Source organism: Streptomyces sp. NPDC052301, assembly GCF_044593395.1.
Taxonomy (GTDB): domain Bacteria; phylum Actinomycetota; class Actinomycetes; order Streptomycetales; family Streptomycetaceae; genus Streptomyces.
The window spans coordinates 49,023-62,766 of sequence record NZ_JBIUBE010000017.1 but is presented as its reverse complement, the minus strand read 5'-3'; the positions used below and the strand labels follow the sequence as shown (position 1 = coordinate 62,766).

The window sequence follows — 13,744 nt, the reverse complement described above, 5'->3', positions numbered from 1 at the left end:
GTGTGGGCGTCAGCCCGAGAGCATCGGGCGTTCCTGGGGTGAAGTTGTGGTGGGCCAGTGGTCGTTCGCGTTGGGGGTGGCTCTCGAGGCGGCGTGGTCGGCGTGGGGTTCACATGCACCCATTCGGTGTCTGGCCGGTGTGGTCGGCGCCATGCAGCGGATGCACGAGGTGCGGCTGGTAGCCGTAGTCCTCCAGCGGTTCCGCCAGCCACCCCCAGCCGTAGGCGGCCTCGAAGGCCACCGGAGTACCGATCGCCGGACATCCTGCCACGTGAGAGCGCGAGGCTAGGCAGTGGCTGGGTCAGTCGGTGGAGGTGCGGGTCTCGATGTCGTCGGGGGTCAGGACCCGTCCGTCGTGGGCGTGCAGTTCGAGGCGAGCCACTGGTCGGCCGTCACGCTTGTCGACGAGGTCGAGTCGTTCCTCGTCGGTGTCGAACAGGTAGTCCTCGCTCCATTGCCGCAGTGCGACGAGCGGGACTCGTAGGGCCTTCCCTTTGTCCGTCAGACGGTACTCGGTGTAGGCGCTGCCGTCGGACGCCGGAGCAAGGGTCAGCACATCGCGTTCGACGAGCTTGGCCAGGCGGGCGCTGAGGATGTTCTTGGCGCAGCCGAGGCTGCGCTGGAACTCGCTGAACCGGGTCATGCCGGCCAGAGCGTCCCGGACGATGAGCAGCGACCACCAGTCACCGATGTCACTCAATGAGCGAGCGATAGGGCAGGAAGCCCCGCTGAGGTCCGTCTTGCGCATGGTCGCCCTCCTCCCTAAGTATTCAGTTGCACTATTAAACCACGTAGGGCCGGTGCGTGTCCGTGGTCACCTGGCTTGAACCGGCAAGGTTGACGTGATGCTAGGTTCAATATTAAACAAGCTGTACTCACCCCTCGATCCACCGGGAGGCGGCGACACCCCGATCCACGGATGCCGCTGTGCCGCCCGGCAATGCCGCGGTCAGACACACTGAGGTGGATGCCACGAGGCCCAAGCATCCTGGTTCCCGTCACGCCTGCACGCGCCACACCGAAGGCGGCACACGGCTGCCGGATGACCACCGCCCGTTCTCCTTGCTTTCCAGGAGCCGTCATGTTCCGCGGCCTCAGCGCCTTCCCCCTCACGCCCACCGACGAGCAGGGCATCGACTACACGTCGTACGCCGCGCTTGTCGCCCGCCTGGCGGCCGCCGGTGTGGACTCCATCGGGGCGCTCGGCTCCACGGGTGGCTATGCCTATCTCACCCGTGAACAGCGCGCCCGCGTCGCGAGGATCGCTGTCGAGGCGGCCGACGGCGTCCCCGTCATGGTCGGTATCGGTGCGCTGCGCACCTCGCACGTCCTCGCACTGGCCGAGGATGCGCAGAAGGCCGGTGCCGACGCGGTGTTGCTCGCCCCCATGACATATCAGCCGCTCACGGAAGACGAGGTGTTCGGCCTGTACGAGGACGTCACCCGTGAGCTGTCCGTGCCGCTGTGCGTGTACGACAACCCCCGCACCACCCAAGTGCACTTCACCGACGAGCTGCACGGCCGTATCGCGAGCCTGCCGAACGTAGGCTCGATCAAGATTCCGGCTGTGCCCGACGAACCCGCCCGGGCCAAGGCCCGTATCGACGCGCTGCGGGCGCTGATCCCGGACACGGTCACCATCGGTGTGAGCGGCGACTGGGCGGCCGTCCGCGGCCTGAACGCCGGCTCCGACATCTGGTACTCGGTCCTCGGCGGCATGTTCCCCGAGACCGCCCTCGCGCTCACCCGCGCCGCCCAGGCCGGTCACGCGGCTCCGGCCACGGATCTCTCCGACCAACTCGAGCCGCTGTGGGTACTCTTCCGCCGTCATGGCGCCCTGCGCGTCATGTCCGCCGTCGCGTCTCACCTGGGCCTGGCGAAGGAGCCGAATCTGCCGCGTCCGCTGCGCGGCCTGGACACATCAGCGCGCCGGGACGTCGTGGCCGCGCTGGACGTCCTCGGGCTCGGCAGCTGAGAACAAGTGGTGCCAACTGCAGGCATCGGGAGCCGTCACGACGAATATCCGCCTCGGGTCGGTTGGTCGACCCTCGGCCACGGGCCTTGCTCGGGAACCACGCGCAGACCAGGCCGCCGGGCCCGGGATGGAGTGGATCCCGGGCGTGATCAAGCACGGGGCGACGACTGAGTCCAGGTCGTGCGAGCACGGCTGACGTGGATGGCGCGGCGTCGTCAGCGGAGGGCAGTCTCGGCGTTGTGGACGGCACGCATGGCGCGCTCGACAGTCTCCTGGTTCTCACCGACCGGAGCCACGTAGTCCAGGACGTCACGTGCGGCGCTCTCCCCGAGCATTCGGGTGATCACCCAGGCGGCGAGATACTGGGATGCCAGGCAGCCGCCCGCCGTGGCGATGTTCCCCTCGGCGTGGAACGGTTCGTCCAGCACGGTGACGCCGCAGGCCTCGACGAAAGGTCGGCTCTTCATGTCCGTGCACGCCGGCATGTTGCTCAGCAGCCCGAGACGAGCCAGCACCAGTGCGCCGGAGCACTGCGAACCGATCAGCTGCCGCGAGGGGTCGAGCACCAGCCTGGAGAGCAGCCGGTCGTCGCCGACCACGTCGATCGTCTTCACACCGCTGCCGATCAGCACGACGTCGGCCTCGGTCACGAATCCCATCGGGCGCTGCCCGGTCACCTCGACGCCGTTCATCGAGGTGACAACCGGCGTGGGCGTCGTGATGAAGGCCTCGAGGCCGTCCTTGCGGCATCGGTTGATCAGCGCGGAGGCGATGAAGCTGTCGAGCTCGTTGAACCCGTCGTAGGTGACTACTGCTACCTGCATTCTGGCTCCTTCGCCTGCGTCATCGGATGCCGTGTCTCCCCGGCGCGCTGTTCGGGGCCGAGAGTCGATCAGTGATTGGTGGCGTTCTTGGCGGCGTCGCGCGTTTTGAGAGCCCCCCGCCCGAGGTCCTCGACGAACCAAGGCTATGGCCCTTCGACGCGAAGACGGAATGATCGGCTCGATCCCGTGGGTGATCCCGGCAGTCGGCCCCGTATCCGTCTGTCGACTTCCGCTTGCGGTTGACTTACGGCGGCAGTCGTTCGGCGCCCGTCCCAGCCACGAGGGTCCAGCGACGCCCCCCGCACACGCTGGCCTGCCCTTGGTGGCACGGGGCGGGCGATCCGCCGAGCCCCCCGTCGCATGTAAACGTCAAGGGGGGTCTCCGGCGTGCCGCACCAGCCGGCTAGTGCGCCTGGAGATGGGTGCGGAAGAAGCGGATGGCCGCGCCGGTGCTTTCCTCGAAGCCGTCCAGGTAGGGATCGAAGTGGCCGCCGGGTATGAGGACGAGTTCCTTGGGCTCGAGGGCGCGTTCGTAGGCCCGCAGGGCCAGGTCGGTGGGGGCCACGGTGTCGTCGGTCGCGATCAGCATCATCAGTGGCGTGGGGGAGATCCGGTCGATCCAGTGGCCGGGGTCGTACGACCTGAAGCGCCGGTTAGACTGGACGGTTACGCAGTTTTCCCACAGTCCTTCGGGTGCGCTGTGTCCGAGGTAGAAGTCGATGGCGTCGGTGGCGCGGTAGGACGCGGTCGTGGACCGGTCGTCACTGACGAACGCCTGGGTGGCCGGGGGAGCGCCCTTGGCCTGGGCGAGTTCGTCGGCAGCGAAAGACTCCTCCAGTTGGCGGGTGAGGTGCGGCGGCACACGTCGTCGGCCGGTCTCGGAGCCGCTGACGGTGGGGACCTGGGAGTAGACCGCCTTGATCCTCCGGTCGGTGGCGGCCAGAACGAAGGCGTGTCCGCCGGAGTAGCTGGAGCCCCACAAGCCGATGCGGTTGGCGTCGACGGTGCTGAGGGTCTGGAGATGGGAGATGACGCGCCGCCAGTCCTCTATCTGCTGGTAAGGGTCGATGTCGTGGCGGGGTTCGCCGCCACTGTCGCCGAAGCCGCGGTGGTCGTGGAGCGAGACCGCAAATCCGGCTTCCGCGAGCTTGCGGGCGATGGGTTCGATGCTGTGGTACTTGGTGCCACCGAAGCCGTGCGCCATGGTGATGGTGGGGTGCGGTCCGGGGCCGCCCGGCAGGAACAGCCATGCATGCAGCACGGTGCCGTCGGGATGGCGGATGAGCTCGTCGGTGCGTTCGGCCATGGTGGTTCTCCTATTAGGGGGCGATGTCTTGGGACGGGCTGACGGCGGTTGGCGCGGGTGCCGACCGTCACGCTGGGTGACAGTCGACCTGGCGTAGTCGACCGTCATATCGAGGGCGCAGTGCCCTCCCGGGTGCGCGCCGGTCGAGTGTCGGCGCAGGGTTCCTCACCACGACGGCGAGGACGACCGCAGAGGTGATGGCCTCAGCGAACGGCTCGGTGCAACGGTCCTGGATGGCAGCGAGTGGTTTCGGCCACTCCCCGTTCTAGTTGCAACTTTAAACCAGTGCTGTCACGATAAGGCAGACAGCTTGCGTACTGCAACCGGTGTTTCAGGCTGCAACCGGTGTTTCAGGAAGAGTGGTGCCAGATGCGGAATTACGGCACGATCAAAACGAAACTGATCAAAAATGTCCTGTGGGCCACGATCGACAACCCGCCCCTCAACCTGATCACCGAACAGTTCGTCGCGGACCTGATCGCACTGCTCGACGACACGGAGGCCGACGGCGGCGCACGGGTCGTGGTGTTCCGCAGTGCGGATCCCGACTTCTTCATCCCGCACGTGGATGTCCGCCGGATCGCCGAGTACACGGCGGTGGCGGCGACCTCCGGCGGGCCCGACGACATGAGCCTCGGCGCGCTCTACCGCCGGCTCAGCGAGGCGCGCCCCGTCACGATCGCCGTCCTGGAGGGGCGGGCGCGCGGTGCGGGGGCGGAATTCCTCTACGCGTGCGACATGCGGTTCGCGTCCCTGGAACACGCCGTGATCGGCCAGATCGAAGTGGGCAGCGGCCTTTTCCCGGGCGCGGGAGCCGTCCAGCAACTCGTCCGGCTCGCCGGCCGCGGCCAGGCCATGCAGGTGATCCTGGGATCCGACGACCTCGACGCACGTGAGGCCGAGCGCATAGGCGTCGTCAACAAAACGCTGCCGGGCGAGGAGCTGATCCCCTACGTCGAGCGCCTCGCCGAGCGCATCGCCGGATTCCCGGAGAGCGCGGTGCGGCTCGCCAAGCGCCGGATCAACGCGGCCGCCCTCCCGCCCAAGGAGGACGTCCAGGTCGACTCGGGCTTCTTCCAGATCCTGGCACGCGACACATCGAGCACCGCACGGATCGGCGCCCTCATGCAGCGTGGCATGCAGGAACGCTCCCGCACGGAACTCGACTTCGGTGCGGCGCTCGGCGAGCTGTGAAGCGCCCGGCCCGGAGGAAGCCGGCCGAACCGATGAGTGCGGGCGGCCCGGCGGTGCGGCTTCCCCTCCTGCGACCTACGACCTGCCGAACCCGGCGGCCACAACAACAGACGAACCTTCGAGGAGCTTGCCATGCCAGTCTTCAACGCCCACATCCCCGCCAACCGCTACACGCCCGAACAAAAGCGCGCACTCGCCGACGCGCTCAACCAGTCGCTGGTCCAGGGACTCGGAATTCCCGAGGGAGACCGTTTCATCATGATCAGCGAGCACGGCGAGAACGAGTTGTTCCTGGATCCCGCCTTCATGGGTATGGGGCGCAGTAGCGATGCCATGATCATTACGCTTCTCCTGGGCGCCCACCGGCCTCTCGCAGACAAGAGGGCCGTAGCGGCGGCCATCAACAAGCTGATGGTCGAGGCGCTCCACATCTCGCCCGACGACGTGTTCATCGCGCTGATACCGGTCCCGAACGAGAGCTTCTCGTTCGGCAGGGGGGAACTTCAGCTCGCCGAGGGCGCACCTCGCTGGTGAATTCCCGGCCCTGCCACGAGACCGGCGTCCTGCGGGACTGTGACTTCGCACACGTGTATTGACCTGAAGCGTTGTTCACACGGCTGATCGGTGGGTGGCCGCCGAGTGCGGTGTGGCAGCGGTTGTGGAGGAAGTCTGCCAGGGCTTCGGTCCTTCAGGGCTGCAGGTAGGCCCATTCGTCGAGCAGGGTGCGGTTGAAGCGTTCGACCTTGCCGTTGGTCTGCGGCCGGTAGATGCGCGTGAGCTTGCCGGCCGCGCCGAGGTCGGCCAGTGCCTGCCGCCAGGCGAAGCTCTTGCGGTAGGGCCAGGCGTTGTCCGTCAGGACGCGTTCGATGCGGTCGATGCCGGCGGCAGCGAAGAAGGCTGCCGCCCTGCGGAGGAAGGCGGCGCAGGTGGCGGCCTTCTCGTCCGGGTGGATCTCGCTGTAGGCGAGGCGGCTGTGGTCGTCGACGGCGGAGTGGACGTAGTCGAAGCCCACCCTGCTTCGCCGGGCCCGGCCGGCCTGTCGGCCCAGGACCTTGTGGCCGCCGCCGTCGGGGATGCGGCCGAGTTTCTTGACGTCGACGTGGACCAGTTCGCCGGGCCGGTCACGTTCGTAGCGGCGGATGACCTGCCCGGTGGGCCGGTCCAGGAAGGCCAGACGGTTCAGGCCGTGTCGGGCGAGGATGCGGTGCACGGTGGAGGCGGGCAGGCCCAGGATCCATCCGATACGTGCCGGGCCCAGCTTGCGGTCCCGTCGCAGCCTGCAGACATGCGCCTCGGTGGCGGCTGCGGTCTGGTGCGGTGTCCTGCGGGGCCGGCTGGAGCGGTCGATGAGTCCGCTCTCGCCCTCGGACCGCCAGCGCCGGATCCACTTGTGGGCTGTGGGCCGGGAGATGCCCATCTCTGCGGCGACACGCGGAGGGCACGGCCGCGTTACTTCCTGTGACCGCCCAGTGGACCAGCGACCACCACTCGTCCCGGTCGTCGTCCACCATGGCAGCGGAGGCCCTTGAGGGGCCGGCGGGTGGGCTCACCGAGCGCCGTTCAGCGGTACAGGGTGCGCAGGGTGGTGAGGCAGTCCGCGGCCCGCCGCTGCGGGTCCGTGTCGGTGCTGGCCCAGGCGATCCGGGCGTCCGGCCGGATGAGGACGGCGGTGACGTTCCGCCAGATCGGATGCGCCGCCTCGGCGTTGATCTTTCCTGCCCTCCGCTCCAGGCCAGCCGCGGGGCACGGTGTCCGCGTCCCGCCGAGGTCCAGCAGTAGTGGTCGGCCGTGGTGCATCAACGGGTGGGCGGTGGGTACGCCGGCTGTGTCCAGGGCGAGGCCGGCCAGTCGGGTGCCGTTCAGAGGGTGTGCGCCGGGTTTGGTTTCGGCGGGGAGCGGGTCGTCGAATCCGGCGATCCGGCGGGCCCACTGGCGGTTGGTCCGCGGTTCGGTCAGCGCGGCGGACCAGACCTCGCGCAGCGCGATCTGCTCCGGGCTCGCCGCGGCGAACAGGGCGAGCTGCGCGCGGGTGTTGTCGATGACGGCGCGGCCGGCCGGCCGGCGCTCCGTGTCGTAGCTGTCGAGTAGTCCGTCGGGCGCCCGGCCCTGGAGGGTGGCGGCCAGCTTCCAGCCCAGGTTGGTGGCGTCCTGGATGCCGAGGTTCATGCCCTGCCCGCCGGCCGGGAAGAACATGTGCGCCGCGTCCCCGGCCACCAGCACACGTCCGGCCCGGTACCGCGCGGCCTGGCGGGTGGCATTGCCGTAGCGCGAGAGCCACCGGGGGTTGCGGATGCCCAGGTCCCGTCCCAGCAGCGCGCGGGTCTGCTCGCGCACCTCCTCCAGGGTCAGCGGTTCGCCGGTGCCGCGGTGCATGGTGGCCGTGGAGAGGCCCGCCAGTCGGTGGACGCCGTCGCCGATCGGGGCGGCCAGGAAGGAACCGGCCGGCCCGGTGGCGGCGAGCGGCGCGGTGGGCGGATCGTCGAGTTCGACGTCGGCGAGCCACCCGGTCAGGGTGGTGTCCTGACCGGGGAATTCGATGCCGGCCGCCTGGCGCACCGCGCTGCGGGTGCCGTCGCAGCCCACCACCCAGCGGGCCTGCACGGTCCGGTGGGTGCCGCCGGCCCGGATCACCACTTCGACGGCGTCCGGATCCTGGGTGAGCGAGACGACCTCCTCCCCGCGGAGCACTCGGGCGCCCACGGCGAGTGCGTGCTCCTCCAGGAGCTGTTCGGTGACGGACTGACCGAGCGCCAGCATGAAGGGGTGCACCGCCCCGACTGTGGAGAAGTCCAGCCGGGTGGTCGCCGCGCCGAAGTGGCCGGTCGGCACCGGGGTGCCGCGTTCGATAAACCTCTCCGCGAGGCCGCGGGTGGCGAAGGTGTCCAGCGTGCCGGCCTGCATGCCGACCGCGCGGGACCGTCCGTCCGGTGCCGTCCGGCGCTCCACGACGGTCACCTCCACCCCGTGCAGGCGCAACTCCGCGGCGAGCCAGAGCCCCACCGGGCCGGCCCCGGCGATGAGCACGTCGAGCACGACGACCACTTCCTCTCACTTTTCGGATGATGCGCCGTGACGGCGGCGCGCCGATGTGCTGGGGCAGGGACCTGGTGGCGTCAGGTGGGCAGTGCGGCTCATCGGGCGCTGCCGAGGTTCCGGTCGGCGTCGGTGCCTTCGAGCATGAGGGTGGTCTCCTCGATGCGGCGGAAACGGCCGTCGGGGGCGAACTCGCCGAAGAGGTAGACCTCCATGCGGACGGTGGAACCGTCGATCTTGATGACCTCCATCGTGTGGCGGTCGGCGTAGTGGTGGCCGGAGAAGAGCTCGTCGTGGACCTCGACCGAGCCGCCGGCGACAACCGTGCGCAGGTGGGCGATGTGAGCGAGGAACTCGGTGCGGTTGTCCCAGCTTCCGTCGGTGCGCTGGCGGTAGTCGGGGGCGAAGTGCCGGTCGGCGGCCTCGTCGAGGTCGAGGCCCGGGGTGAGGAGCAGGTCGGTGAGGGCAGTGCGGACGTCTGTGCGGTTCATGGGAATCCCTTCGGTGGGTGCGGTAGTGGCCCGGCGCGGATCAGCCGGAGATGCGTGCCTCAAGCACGCTTATTACCGTACAGGAAAAGCGTGCACGGCGCACGCTAATCTGGAGGGGTGAAGAACTCGACGGGACACGACATCGCCGATGCGCTGGGCCTGCTCCTGCGGCGGAGCACTCGCGCCAGCCTCTACACCCAGCTGACCGAGGGGCTGGGGGAAGCGGTCGACGACCTCACTTACCCTGTCCTCAGCGGCCTGGCCCGTACCGGGGCGTGCAGCGCCGCCGACCTGGGCCGTGAGATCGGGCTGGACCGCACCACCGTGACCCGCCGAGCCGACCGACTGGAACAGGCCGGCCTGCTTCAGCGCCACCCCGACCCGGCCGACGGCCGCGCGACCCTCCTCGCACTCACCGAGGAGGGTCACAACATCGTGTCGGTCACCAGGCAGCGACTGGCGGCCGGCATCGAGTCCTCACTCACCACCTGGCCTCAGGAGGACGCCCAAGCCTTCGCACGCCAGCTGCGCCGCTTCGTCGACGAGGGGCCGTTCGCCGCCGAACGCCACTGACGGCCACCGGCGCACTGGCGGCCGGCCGGTTCGGCGCGCAAACGCCGGTTACCAGGGAATGAGCGCGCAGACGGGCGGGTGGGGGCACCTCCACACCGCAAGTTCAAGAAAGACACTCCCGCCTGATATGAGGAGATGCACGAACGACAGCGCAAGGCACACGCCGCGCGACGCCTTCGCGTCGAGCACGGCATCGCCCACGCCACGACAAGGCCACCACCGCCAAGTCGCTGATCAGAGAGCGACGGCCGGCCGCGGGGCGGGCCCAGCCAGGGCAGAACCGGCCGCCAGCCAGCGGGCAGACATCCGGTACTCGCCGACCCCGAAGGCGTCCATCGGCCCGCCGGTCGGTGTGCACACCGGCGAGTGCTGGGCAGCGGCCACGAGCGGACGCTGCCGCCCGGCCACCCGACAGCAGGGCATGGAGGCACTCCGCCAGCGGGTGACGGCCCGCATCCGCTGCCGACCGGACACAGCCCTCGGCATCCTCGACCAGCTCAGGGCCGGCTGCCGGGGCGGCCGGACGCTCGCCGCCGGGCCCGGGTCGACGAGCTCGTTGACGAGTTTGGTGGCCAGGACGTACGTGACCCGGAAGCCGGCCATCGCGGCCTCGGTGCCCAACTGGCCCGTCGGCACCCTCTGCGACACATGCCACCAGCGGCGGAAACGCAACCCCGCCCCATGCGCTCAGTGCGGCACTCTGCGCACGCTCGTCGGACGGACGGAGGACGCGAAGAACATCTGCGGTTCATGCTGCGGCACCGACATCGACTTCGCCTGCCGCCGCTGCGGCTACCCCGGCGACATCTACGCCGACGGCTCTTGCACGCACTGCGTCGCCAAGGACCGGGTCCACGACCTCCTCGGCAACGAGGACGGCACCATTCACCCCCAGCTGCAACCGCTCGCGGAAGAGTTCGGCGCCGCCCAGTCCCCCAGCGCCGTCATCGCCTGGACCCGCCGCAGTGACTCGGCCCGGATGCTGGCGGGCCTCGCTGCACAACACCAGGAAGTCACCCACGACCTGCTCGACGGCCTGCCTCAAAACTGGCAAACCCTCTACGTCCGCGAACTTCTCGTCGCCGCCAGCGGCCTGCCCAAACGACAGGAAGACTTCGCCCGCCTGCGTCTTTGGCTCAACGACGCGCTCGCGGACCTCCCCTCGCACCACGCCCGCGTCATCCGCCCGTTCGCCGAGTGGGGTGTCCTGCGCGACACCCGGCGCCGGGCGGACAAGGGCCGCTACACCGCTGGCGCCGCCTCGAACGACCGGACGGACATCCGGACCGCGATCAGGTTCATGACCTGGCTCGATGACAACTCGATCACGCTCGCCGACCTCAGCCAGGAAGTCCTCGACGTCTGGCTAACCAGACATTCCGCCCAGGTTCGGGGCCTATCGGCGTTCATCCGCTGGGCCGTGGCCCGCCGCCTGACGGGCAAGGTCACCGTTCCGTTGAAGAGGTACGGGCTGCCCAGCCGATTCCTGCACAGCGACGAACTCAACCAGCAGCTTCGCCGCTGCCTCAACGACGACAGTCTCCCGCTGGAGGCCCGCATCATCGGCTCTCTTACCAGCCTCTATGCCCTGCCCACCACCCGCATCGTCGAGCTCACGACCGACCGCTTCCACCGGGACGGCGACGACGCCTACCTAACGATCGACCGCAACCCCGTCCTCCTCCCGCCCAGACTCGCCGTCCTCATCGAGAAGCAGATCGCCAGCCCCAGCTGCCGCACCTCCGTCCTCCAGGAGCCGTACGACGGCACACCCGGCTTCCTCTTCTCCGGCCGGCCCCCGAGCCGTCCCCGACGCGCCGATACCGTCCGCAGCTACACGAGGAAGCACGGCCTGCCGGGCATCAGCGCCCGCAACACGGCCATGATGGAGGTGATCACTGACCTCCCGCCCATCGTCGTCAGCAACCTCTTCGGCATGCACCCTCACACCGCTTACGCGGGGCCCAGTACGCCCAGAACAGCTGGGCGGAATACCTCGAAGCTGCCCAGGTCACCGGATGCGAGTAGGTGAGGGGGTTGAGGACGGGGGACGGCGGAGGCCGGGCCGGGCGGCACTCGGTGTGCCGCCCGCCCGCTCCGCCGGATGGGTCACAGCCACAGAAGACCGGCGCGGGTGGCGCTCCGGCTGACCGGCGATCAGGGCCGGTGAGCGGGAGCGCGGGTGATCAGCTGGCGCCTTCCTCGGCGGCGATGCGGGCCTGCACTTCGGCGCTGTCGGTGCCGGCGGCGCGCTTGCCGTAGCCGCGGTGGATGACCATGAGTTGGTTTTGCGTGCCGTTCTTGTCCCGGTAGACGACCACGGCTGGTCCGGCGCCGCTGGTGTGGCCGGGGAACTGCTGATCGTCGGTCCAGGGGCTGCCGCTCTGGTAGGTGGTCCACCACAGATTCTGGTCGGCACTGCCATGTCCGCGGTGGACGCAGAAGAGCTTGTTGTCGAAGACCGCCAGACCGGGCCCTTCCAGGCTGGAGTGGGCGCGGAACCGGTTGTCTGTGGTCCAGCCACCACTGGTGGTGTAGGTGGTGTGCCACAGGGAGGTGTCGTTGCCGCTGCCGCGGTGGACCATGTGGAGCTTGCCGCCGTACACCGCCAGGGCCGGGTTCGAGGCTGTGGAGTGGGTGGGGAGCCGACGGTCTTCGGACCAGCGGTTGCCGTCGAAGGTGGTGTGCCACAGCTGGCTGTCAGAGCTGGCGCCCTTGTGGACGCAGTGCAGTTTCCCGTCGTACACCGCCAGGGCCGGGCCGACAGAGCTGGAGTGGGCGCCGAGCCGCTTGTCTTGGGACCAGCTGTTGCCGTTGAAGGTGGTGTGCCACAGCTGGGTGTCGTTCCCGTGGCCCCGGTGGACGCAGTGCAGTTTCCCTTCGTATACGGCCAGAGCCGGGCCAGCAGCGCTGGAGTGGGCCGGGAACTGCTTGTCCTCGGACCAGCCGTTGTCCGGATCGAACTCGGTCCACCACAGCTGCTGGTCGCCGTTGCCGTGACCCCGGTGGACGACGATCAGACGGCCGTTGAACACCGCCGCCGCCGGGTTCGCGGCGCTGGCGTGGCCCGGGAACATGGTGTCCTCGTTCCACTGAAAGCGACCAGTATCCGGATTCCGGCCGAACACCGTCCACCACAAGTTGGGGTCCTCGGCGGGATTGACAGCGATCGGGATGAGCATCGTCGGTGAGACCCATGGCGAGACCAGCTTGCAGCCATACCCCCTCGACACCGCCTGCACCCAGACCTTCTGCGCCATGGCCGCCAGGGTGACCAGCGATGAGAGGGGCTCCTTGAGCACCTCACCGAGGATGTCTGCGAGGAGGTCCTTGATCTCCAGGTACGCGTCCACCGCCGCCTGGTTCAGGTGAACCTCGAACCCCCACCACTTCGCCTTGAAGTCCACGGTGGCGCCCAGCGCCTCCAGCTCCTTGCGCGCGCGCTCCGCCCTCTCCGCCAGCTCCGGGGGCGGCGTGTCGTAGAGCCCGCTGTTCTGCGGCGCGCTGTCCTGGGGCTCGGTGGACTGATCGATGGCCATGAGTGTTCCTCTCCAGTGGCGTGTGTCGTACCGGCCTGCCCGGGCTCATGGCTCCAAGATCCCGGCAGATCCAGGATGCGCACAGAGAGCAGCTCAGTGACTGCATAGAGTCACCAACTGGCTCAGGAGATGCGCAATCTGGCGGATGACGATGGTGCCGTCCTGGGCGAAGGAGGCGAAGATCGGCGCGAGGATGATCAACGCCCGGGTGGAGACCGTGCACGAGAAGCCGGCCTTCCGCCGTGCGTTCGTCAAGCGCCGCTGCCTGCTCCCGGCGGACGGCTTCTACGAGTGGCAGCCGGACACGGACCCGGCCACCGGCAAGGCGCGTAAGCAGCCGTACTTCATCCACCCCGAGGACGATCAGGTGATGGCGCTCGCTGGGCTGTACGAGTACTGGCGCGGCCCTGCCGTCTCTCAGGACGACGACCCGGCCGCCTTGGCTGATGACCTGCACGATCATCACCACCGAGGCCACCGACGCAGCCGGCCACGTGCATCCGCGCATGCCGCTGGCGCTCACACCTGCGCGCACTCCTCAGCCAGCCCGCCGGCGGGCACCTCGACGCACGCCCGGTCTCCACGGCCGTCAACAATGTCCGCAACAACGGACCCAACTTCCTGGACACGGTCAGCCTGTAGCGCCCCGCCCGTGCCGAGGGGGCGCGGCGGAGGCGGTGAAGGGCCACCTCCCAACGTTTTGCGTACCAATCGCGCACATGGGGCGTACATGGGCTGTTCGGTCGGACACCGCCACTGTCCGCGCACCACCGGTCAGGTGACCTGGACGGGTCCGTGGACGCGGGCCT

Annotated in this window: 11 protein-coding genes and 4 pseudogenes; 6 read left to right on the top strand and 9 right to left on the bottom strand. The window is 69.0% G+C overall.

Translation table 11 applies throughout. From position 1 onward, the window contains the following. Nucleotides 1-109: 109 nt before the first annotated feature. Nucleotides 110-271 carry a hypothetical protein gene (locus ACIHEJ_RS34865; RefSeq protein WP_400141624.1) on the bottom strand — a complete coding sequence of 54 codons (162 nt, stop codon included), beginning with the start codon at nt 269-271 and terminating at the stop codon, nt 110-112. A gap of 30 nt (nt 272-301) precedes the next feature. Continuing rightward, nucleotides 302-748, bottom strand: coding sequence for a winged helix-turn-helix transcriptional regulator (locus tag ACIHEJ_RS34860; protein ID WP_400141623.1), 447 nt, complete (start codon nt 746-748; stop codon nt 302-304). A gap of 333 nt (nt 749-1,081) precedes the next feature. Between ACIHEJ_RS34860 and ACIHEJ_RS34855 the strand changes: the two genes are divergently transcribed. After that, nucleotides 1,082-1,975, top strand: coding sequence for a dihydrodipicolinate synthase family protein (locus ACIHEJ_RS34855; protein ID WP_400141622.1), 894 nt, complete (start codon nt 1,082-1,084; stop codon nt 1,973-1,975). A gap of 215 nt (nt 1,976-2,190) precedes the next feature. Here ACIHEJ_RS34855 and ACIHEJ_RS34850 read toward each other — a convergent pair whose 3' ends face one another. Next, on the bottom strand, nt 2,191-2,799 hold the full coding sequence (locus ACIHEJ_RS34850; RefSeq protein ID WP_400141621.1) for a DJ-1/PfpI family protein: 609 nt from the start codon (nt 2,797-2,799) through the stop codon (nt 2,191-2,193). 403 nt (nt 2,800-3,202) lie between these two features. After that, a complete protein-coding gene (locus tag ACIHEJ_RS34845) occupies nt 3,203-4,105 on the bottom strand; it encodes an alpha/beta hydrolase (protein ID WP_400141620.1) in 903 nt (300 codons plus the stop codon). Nucleotides 4,106-4,474: 369 nt separating this feature from the next. Between ACIHEJ_RS34845 and ACIHEJ_RS34840 the strand changes: the two genes are divergently transcribed. Then, nucleotides 4,475-5,299, top strand: a complete 825-nt coding sequence (locus ACIHEJ_RS34840) for an enoyl-CoA hydratase/isomerase family protein (protein ID WP_400141619.1) — start codon at nt 4,475-4,477, stop codon at nt 5,297-5,299. Between the two features lie 132 nt (nt 5,300-5,431). Then, the gene (locus ACIHEJ_RS34835) at nt 5,432-5,833 is read left to right on the top strand and encodes a tautomerase family protein (RefSeq protein WP_400141618.1); all 402 of its coding nucleotides are present in this window, start codon (nt 5,432-5,434) and stop codon (nt 5,831-5,833) included. Between the two features lie 55 nt (nt 5,834-5,888). Here ACIHEJ_RS34835 and ACIHEJ_RS34830 read toward each other — a convergent pair. The 3 genes and pseudogenes from ACIHEJ_RS34830 to ACIHEJ_RS34820 all read right to left on the bottom strand — a co-directional run. After that, nucleotides 5,889-6,728 (bottom strand): annotated as a pseudogene (locus ACIHEJ_RS34830) (IS481 family transposase); the annotation flags it as partial. Nucleotides 6,729-6,859: 131 nt separating this feature from the next. Continuing rightward, nucleotides 6,860-8,332 carry an FAD-dependent monooxygenase gene (locus ACIHEJ_RS34825; protein WP_400141617.1) on the bottom strand — a complete coding sequence of 491 codons (1,473 nt, stop codon included), beginning with the start codon at nt 8,330-8,332 and terminating at the stop codon, nt 6,860-6,862. 98 nt (nt 8,333-8,430) lie between these two features. Further along, nucleotides 8,431-8,823: a nuclear transport factor 2 family protein gene (locus ACIHEJ_RS34820; protein WP_400141616.1), complete on the bottom strand. Its 393-nt coding sequence runs from the start codon at nt 8,821-8,823 to the stop codon at nt 8,431-8,433. A 117-nt stretch (nt 8,824-8,940) separates the two neighbouring features. Between ACIHEJ_RS34820 and ACIHEJ_RS34815 the strand changes: the two genes are divergently transcribed. Both ACIHEJ_RS34815 and ACIHEJ_RS34810 read left to right on the top strand, forming a co-directional pair. Next, entirely contained in the window at nt 8,941-9,396 is a 456-nt protein-coding gene (locus ACIHEJ_RS34815) for a MarR family winged helix-turn-helix transcriptional regulator (RefSeq protein WP_400141615.1), read from the top strand. 58 nt (nt 9,397-9,454) lie between these two features. After that, nucleotides 9,455-9,868: pseudogene (locus tag ACIHEJ_RS34810) on the top strand (DUF6233 domain-containing protein); the annotation flags it as partial. Nucleotides 9,869-9,939: 71 nt separating this feature from the next. Here ACIHEJ_RS34810 and ACIHEJ_RS34805 read toward each other — a convergent pair. Then, a pseudogene (locus ACIHEJ_RS34805) lies at nt 9,940-10,017 on the bottom strand (AAA family ATPase); the annotation flags it as partial. Between the two features lie 1,565 nt (nt 10,018-11,582). Next, on the bottom strand, nt 11,583-12,935 hold the full coding sequence (locus tag ACIHEJ_RS34800) for a hypothetical protein (RefSeq protein WP_400141614.1): 1,353 nt from the start codon (nt 12,933-12,935) through the stop codon (nt 11,583-11,585). Between the two features lie 142 nt (nt 12,936-13,077). On the opposite strand from ACIHEJ_RS34800, the pseudogene ACIHEJ_RS34795 reads away from it, so the two are divergent. Further along, nucleotides 13,078-13,577 (top strand): annotated as a pseudogene (locus ACIHEJ_RS34795) (SOS response-associated peptidase); the annotation flags it as partial. Nucleotides 13,578-13,744: the final 167 nt, after the last annotated feature.

What these genes read in the sequence shown, in the direction of transcription:
- ACIHEJ_RS34860 (WP_400141623.1), bottom strand. Translation starts at nt 748, where the DNA reads ATGCGCAAGACGGACCTCAGCGGGGCTTCCTGCCCTATCGCTCGCTCA.
- ACIHEJ_RS34855 (WP_400141622.1), top strand. Translation starts at nt 1,082, where the DNA reads ATGTTCCGCGGCCTCAGCGCCTTCCCCCTCACGCCCACCGACGAGCAG.
- ACIHEJ_RS34850 (WP_400141621.1), bottom strand. Translation starts at nt 2,799, where the DNA reads ATGCAGGTAGCAGTAGTCACCTACGACGGGTTCAACGAGCTCGACAGC.
- ACIHEJ_RS34845 (WP_400141620.1), bottom strand. Translation starts at nt 4,105, where the DNA reads ATGGCCGAACGCACCGACGAGCTCATCCGCCATCCCGACGGCACCGTG.
- ACIHEJ_RS34840 (WP_400141619.1), top strand. Translation starts at nt 4,475, where the DNA reads ATGCGGAATTACGGCACGATCAAAACGAAACTGATCAAAAATGTCCTG.
- ACIHEJ_RS34835 (WP_400141618.1), top strand. Translation starts at nt 5,432, where the DNA reads ATGCCAGTCTTCAACGCCCACATCCCCGCCAACCGCTACACGCCCGAA.
- ACIHEJ_RS34820 (WP_400141616.1), bottom strand. Translation starts at nt 8,823, where the DNA reads ATGAACCGCACAGACGTCCGCACTGCCCTCACCGACCTGCTCCTCACC.
- ACIHEJ_RS34800 (WP_400141614.1), bottom strand. Translation starts at nt 12,935, where the DNA reads ATGGCCATCGATCAGTCCACCGAGCCCCAGGACAGCGCGCCGCAGAAC.